Here is a 5,124-nt window from a genome sequence, read left to right as displayed (position 1 = left end):
GGCGTCAGGCGTCAGGCGTCAGGCGTCAGGCGTCAGGCGTCAGGCGTCAGGCGTCAGGCGTCAGGCGTCAGGCGTCAGGCGTCAGGCGTCAGGCGTCAGGCGGCCCGCGGTGCCGGAGGGCCCGCCGCCGGGCGGCCGCCCCGCTCACTCCGCGCCCGTCCCGCCGCTCACCCCGGGAGCTCGGTCCGCTCCCACCACTCGTAGACCGGCAGCCTCCCCTCCTCCGTCTCCTCGTACCGGCCGGTGGCGCGGAAGTGTTCGTAGCCGTTGCGCCAGGCGATCTTCATCTCCGGTCCCGGTGGCTCGATCGGCACGATCCGCTCCGGGAAGTCGGCGGGTCCGCCGCTCAGCACTGCCTTCGTCTCCGTGTCAGCCATGCCCGGATTGTCGTCCCGGGCCCGCCGTCGCCGGGCGGCGGCACGCCGACGGGGTACGCGCCGGGGCGGCGACGGGCGCACGGACGGCGGACGGTTTCCGGCCGGGCACCGGCACCACACCCACAGGTGGTTTGTCCGCCGACCCGACGCCCTACGGGCGGGCCGCTGCCCACACTGCGGGCATGACGGAACACGGCGAGGAAGTGCCCGCGTACCGCACCATCAGGGTCACCGCACAGGACGGCCCGGTGGCAGAGCTGTCCGAGGAGGAGGCGTGGCGGGCGCGGGAACGCTATCCGGAGATCCTGGGGACGGGCGGCCCGGTCTTCTGCGCCGCGCGCGAGCGGGAGCAGGGCGGCTGGGAGGTGCGGTGCGTCGGCGGCAGCGGCCCGCAGACCGCCCGGGACGCGCTGGCCGCCGAGTTCCGGCGGCGGGCCCGGCGCTCCGCCCGCACGGCGCACGCGCCTGCGTATCTGGCCGCCGCCGCCCGGCTGGAGCGGGAGCGGCCCGACGACCTGACCGTCCTGGGGGAGCGGTACCGCGTCATCCGGTGCGAGGAGTTCGTCCGGATGGGCCCCGACGGACCGGAGCCGCCGCGCCCCTCGGACCCGGACCCGGCGACGTACGACGACGCCTGCCACCCGGGCCGGACGAAAGGCTTCGTCATCGACCCGGCGGTCGGCACGGGCATGTCGGACGGCGTCCTCAAACTCGATCTGCTGCAGTTCGTCCGGGCGGAGGGCTCGGCGCCGCCGGACGTCGAACGGGACGAGCAGCGGGCGGCCGTCAGCCATCCCGGCGGGGTGCTGCTCCCGGCGGCGTTCATGGTCGCCGAGCGCACCGGCGGCGAATGGCAGGCGCACACCGCCTCCTGCGACACCCCGCAGGACGCCCGCGACGCGCTGACGATGTGGCTGCGCGTCCTCGCCCCCGTCACCCTCAAACTGGCCGGTGCGGAACGGGAGGCGTACGAGCGGGCCGGCGACCGGCTGGCCCGGCGCCCCGGCAACGACGTACGCGTCGAGGGCCGTCCGGGCCGCTGCTTCAAGGTGGTACGCGTCGAACGCCTGGTCCGTATCGGCCCGGACGGCCCGGAAGGCCCCCGCCCCTCCGACCAGGACCCGGACACGCCCTCCGCGGAACGGGCCCGGCAACACGACGGCGCGCCGGACCGGGGGCCGGGGACCGGCTGAGGGCGCTCAACTGCTGTCTCGCGGGCCGGTATCGGGTGAGGCGAGCCGCGACGGCCTCGCGCGCGATGCGCCAACGTCCCTGCCCCATAGCGCTGTTGAACATCTCGACCGCGGCCGGAGCGGGCGGGCCTGACGGCGGGACCTCCCTGGGCCGGTCAGTCCCGGGGGAAGTCGTCGGTGGCGAGCGTGATGCCGACGACCGTGCCGGTCAGGTCGACGGGCTCGCCGTACGCGAGGGTGAGGTCGCTCTTGTAGTCGCCGTCCTGCGGGTGGGTGAAGACCCGGCAGCGGGCGGTGTACGGGTCGGCGATCAGATACACCGGCACCTCGGCCCGCGCGTAGGCGGTCTTCTTGGGGCCGTAGTCGTTCATGCCGGTGCTCTTGGAGACGACCTCGGCGACGAACTCGATGTCCTGGTGGCGCCAGCGGCCGTGGGCGTCCTTCTCGGCGTCGGCGGTGAACTTGGCGACATCTGGTGCGAAGCCGTTGAGACTGCCCGGAAAATCGATGCGGACGTCGGAGAGGACGACGGCATCCATGCCGAAGCGGTCCTCCAGTGCCCGCACGATCCTGCGGATGGTCTGCCAGTGTGCATCCCGCTGCGGCGACATGAAAACGGCCCCTTCGACGATCTCGACCTTGTAGCCCTCGGGGACTGGCATCTTCTCCAGGCGCTCGAACAGTTCGTCCAAGCTGAGTTCGCCGTTCTCGGGCATGTCGATCCTGTCGGTCTCGATTACGTCGGTCCGCCGTACGAGGCTGATGGTCATCGTGCCGCTCCTCCCCGCTGCCGCGCGGCGCGGGCAGCCGCACGGTCCAACGATACGCGCGGGCCCGCGTTACGTGCGTTTGTGCGAAAAACGTTCCTCTTTGCTCACGGGGCAGGGGAGTGGGGGCGGCCTCCGGTCAGGTCCCCTGGGACGGTGGCTTCGCCCCCGGGAGTTGGTCCTCGACCTCGGAGATGGCGAGGCTCTGGGCGGCGGTCGGGGTCTTGGGCGAGACGGGGGTGCCGTAGTTGCTGAGGAGGATCGTCGCGGTCCGGTGGTCGACCTCGGCGGTGAGGCGGCGCGGTACGTGTTTGCCGTCGATCGTGACGTAGAGGGTCTGGCTGGCGCCGCCGCGGGTCTTGACGATGGGCAGGACCCGGGTGCCCTCCTGAACGGTCGGTTTGCCCTTGCGCAGGGTCAGCTTCGGCTGGGGGGAGGAGCCCGGCGAGGTCGGGGTGGGGGACTCGGGGCTGCCGGAGCCCGCGGTCTGCTTCTGGAAGGCGGCCAGGTCGCAGGCGGCGGCGATGCTCGCGGGGAGCGGGTCGTCGGTGGTGCCGTGCAGGTAGCGGCCCTTGACGCGGGCGATGACGGAGGCGGCGGCGTCCGCGGAGAGCTGACCCTTCCAGAACGCGTCGTCCGGCTTGAGCCAGACCTGGCGGCCGTGCTTGATCAGCTCCACCTTGCCGTAGCGGCCCTTGCCGATGGATCCGGTGCAGTCACCGGAGCGGTTCATCGTGATGTCGAGGCGGGTGGCGTCGACGTTGGTGCTGGTGCGCAGCCGCAGCGAGGTCGCCGCCAGCAGCTCCTTGCGGGCCAGCTCCGAGACCTGTTCGGCGGACTTCCCCGCCAGGTCGCCTTCGCCCCCGGAGTCTCCCGCCCGGGCGGTCCCGGCCCCGGCGAAACCGCCGAGGAGGGCCGCGCCGCAGGTCAGGGCGGTGATACCGGTCGCCGTTCGCCGTCTGCTGCTCATTCGTGGGCACCTCCGCACCGAGAGGGGCGTACGTAGGGACGTACGGCTATTCAGGGTACGTACGAGGACATTCGGTCGCACATTGAGTGACTCGGGCCACTTTCCCCGAAGCGTTGGGCATAGCTGTAGAGGTTTCGGGGAGGGGTCCCCGTTGCTGGTGTGAACCAGTGGAAGAAAACCGGTGACGGAAGGCAGAACAGCGTGTCGGCAAGCGAGACCATTCACGTAGACGGGGTGTGGCGCGCCGCCGCATCCGGCGCCACGCGGGAGGTCCTCGATCCCGCCGACGCCACGGTGATCCAGCTGGTGGCCGAGGGCGGTGCGGAGGACGCCGACGCGGCGGTGGCCGCGGCCCGCCGCGCCTTCGACGAGGGCATCTGGTCCGGCACGCCGGTCGCCGAGCGCGCCGCGCTGCTGCGCCGCGTCGCCGACCTGCTCCAGCGCGACCGCGAGGAGATCGCGCTCATCGAGAGCCGCGACACCGGCAAGACCCTGGAGGAGGGCCGGGTCGACGTCGACGACGTCACCAACGCCTTCCGCTACTTCGCCGACACCGTCATGAACGAGAGCGGCGGCCGGGTCGTCGACGCCGGTTCCGCGGACGTGCACAGCGTCGTCGTCCACGAGCCGGTCGGCGTCTGCGCGCTCATCACGCCGTGGAACTACCCGCTGCTCCAGGCCAGCTGGAAGATCGCCCCGGCGCTCGCCGCGGGCAACACCTTCGTCATCAAGCCCAGCGAGGTCACCCCGCTGTCGACCGTGTACCTGGTGAAGCTGCTGGCCGAGGCCGGTCTGCCGGACGGGGTCGCCAACATCGTCACCGGCGCCGGGGTGCCGGTCGGCCAGCGCCTCGCCGACCACCCCGACGTCGACCTGTTCTCCTTCACCGGCGGCCTGGTCAGCGGCACCAAGGCGGGCGCCGCCGCGGTCTCCGGCGCCAAGAAGATCGCCCTGGAGCTGGGCGGCAAGAACCCCAACGTGGTCTTCGCCGACGCCTGCACCACCGAGGAGGGCTTCGACACCGCCGTCGACCAGGCGCTGAACGCCGCGTTCATCCACAGCGGTCAGGTCTGCTCGGCCGGTGCCCGCCTGATCATCGAGGAGTCGGTCAAGGACCGTTTCGTCGCCGAGCTCGCCCGCCGCGCCGAGAAGATCAAGCTCGGCCGCGGCACCGAGGACGGCGTGGAGTGCGGCCCGCTCGTCTCCCAGCAGCAGCTCGACAAGGTCGAGGCGTACGTCGCCTCCGCGCTCGCCGAGGGCGCGCAGCTGCGCAGCGGCGGCTCCCGCCCCGAGCCCAGCGGCATCCGCCCGGCCACCGGCTACTTCTACTCCCCGACCGTCCTCGACGGCTGCCACCGGGAGATGAAGGTGGTCCGCGAGGAGACCTTCGGGCCGATCCTCAGCGTCGAGACCTTCACCACCGAGGACGAGGCCGTCGCGCTCGCCAACGACACCGAGTACGGCCTGGCCGGTGCGGTCTTCTCGGGCAACTCCGCCCGCGCCCGCCGCGTCGCCGCCCGGCTGCGCCACGGCACCGTGTGGATCAACGACTACCACCCCTACCTCCCGCAGGCGGAGTGGGGCGGTTTCGGCAAGTCCGGCATCGGCCGCGAGCTGGGCCCCTCCGGCCTCGACGAGTACCGCGAGTCCAAGCACATCTACGAGAACCTCCGGCCCGAGCCGGTCCGCTGGTTCGGCGGCTGATCACGCCGCGCGGCGGGGGGCGGCGCCGCCGCGCCCCCGCCCGCCCCCCCGGCGCCCGCCGGCCCCCGCCCCGGGCCCCGCCGCCGCGGCCGCGCCCCGCCCCCCCCCCCCCC

General features: G+C 72.9%; 5 protein-coding genes. 2 read left to right on the top strand and 3 right to left on the bottom strand.

The window, feature by feature from the left end; genetic code table 11:
* Positions 1-167 precede the first annotated feature (167 nt).
* Positions 168-377 (bottom strand): DUF5988 family protein, encoded by a 210-nt coding sequence (locus ACFWWQ_RS26350; protein WP_143944782.1) that lies wholly within the window; start codon positions 375-377, stop codon positions 168-170.
* Between the two features lie 182 nt (positions 378-559).
* On the opposite strand from ACFWWQ_RS26350, the gene ACFWWQ_RS26345 reads away from it, so the two are divergent.
* Positions 560-1,570, top strand: coding sequence for a DUF5954 family protein (locus ACFWWQ_RS26345; RefSeq protein WP_384600914.1), 1,011 nt, complete (start codon positions 560-562; stop codon positions 1,568-1,570).
* A 155-nt stretch (positions 1,571-1,725) separates the two neighbouring features.
* Here the strand turns inward: ACFWWQ_RS26345 and ACFWWQ_RS26340 are convergent, their stop codons facing one another.
* Both ACFWWQ_RS26340 and ACFWWQ_RS26335 read right to left on the bottom strand, forming a co-directional pair.
* Positions 1,726-2,340 carry a Uma2 family endonuclease gene (locus ACFWWQ_RS26340; protein WP_384600911.1) on the bottom strand — a complete coding sequence of 205 codons (615 nt, stop codon included), beginning with the start codon at positions 2,338-2,340 and terminating at the stop codon, positions 1,726-1,728.
* 136 nt (positions 2,341-2,476) lie between these two features.
* On the bottom strand, positions 2,477-3,307 hold the full coding sequence (locus ACFWWQ_RS26335; RefSeq protein WP_384600908.1) for a hypothetical protein: 831 nt from the start codon (positions 3,305-3,307) through the stop codon (positions 2,477-2,479).
* Between the two features lie 201 nt (positions 3,308-3,508).
* On the opposite strand from ACFWWQ_RS26335, the gene ACFWWQ_RS26330 reads away from it, so the two are divergent.
* Positions 3,509-5,011, top strand: a complete 1,503-nt coding sequence (locus ACFWWQ_RS26330) for an aldehyde dehydrogenase family protein (RefSeq protein ID WP_384600905.1) — start codon at positions 3,509-3,511, stop codon at positions 5,009-5,011.
* Positions 5,012-5,124: the final 113 nt, after the last annotated feature.

This window comes from Streptomyces sp. NPDC059080 (assembly GCF_042739975.1).
GTDB lineage: Bacteria > Actinomycetota > Actinomycetes > Streptomycetales > Streptomycetaceae > Streptomyces > Streptomyces benahoarensis.
Note: the sequence above shows the minus strand (reverse complement) of the source record. Positions and strands in the feature narration are given on the sequence as shown.

Coding starts and splice junctions, on each gene's coding strand:
- ACFWWQ_RS26350 (WP_143944782.1), bottom strand. CDS start 377: ATGGCTGACACGGAGACGAAGGCAGTGCTGAGCGGCGGACCCGCCGAC.
- ACFWWQ_RS26345 (WP_384600914.1), top strand. CDS start 560: ATGACGGAACACGGCGAGGAAGTGCCCGCGTACCGCACCATCAGGGTC.
- ACFWWQ_RS26340 (WP_384600911.1), bottom strand. CDS start 2,340: ATGACCATCAGCCTCGTACGGCGGACCGACGTAATCGAGACCGACAGG.
- ACFWWQ_RS26335 (WP_384600908.1), bottom strand. CDS start 3,307: ATGAGCAGCAGACGGCGAACGGCGACCGGTATCACCGCCCTGACCTGC.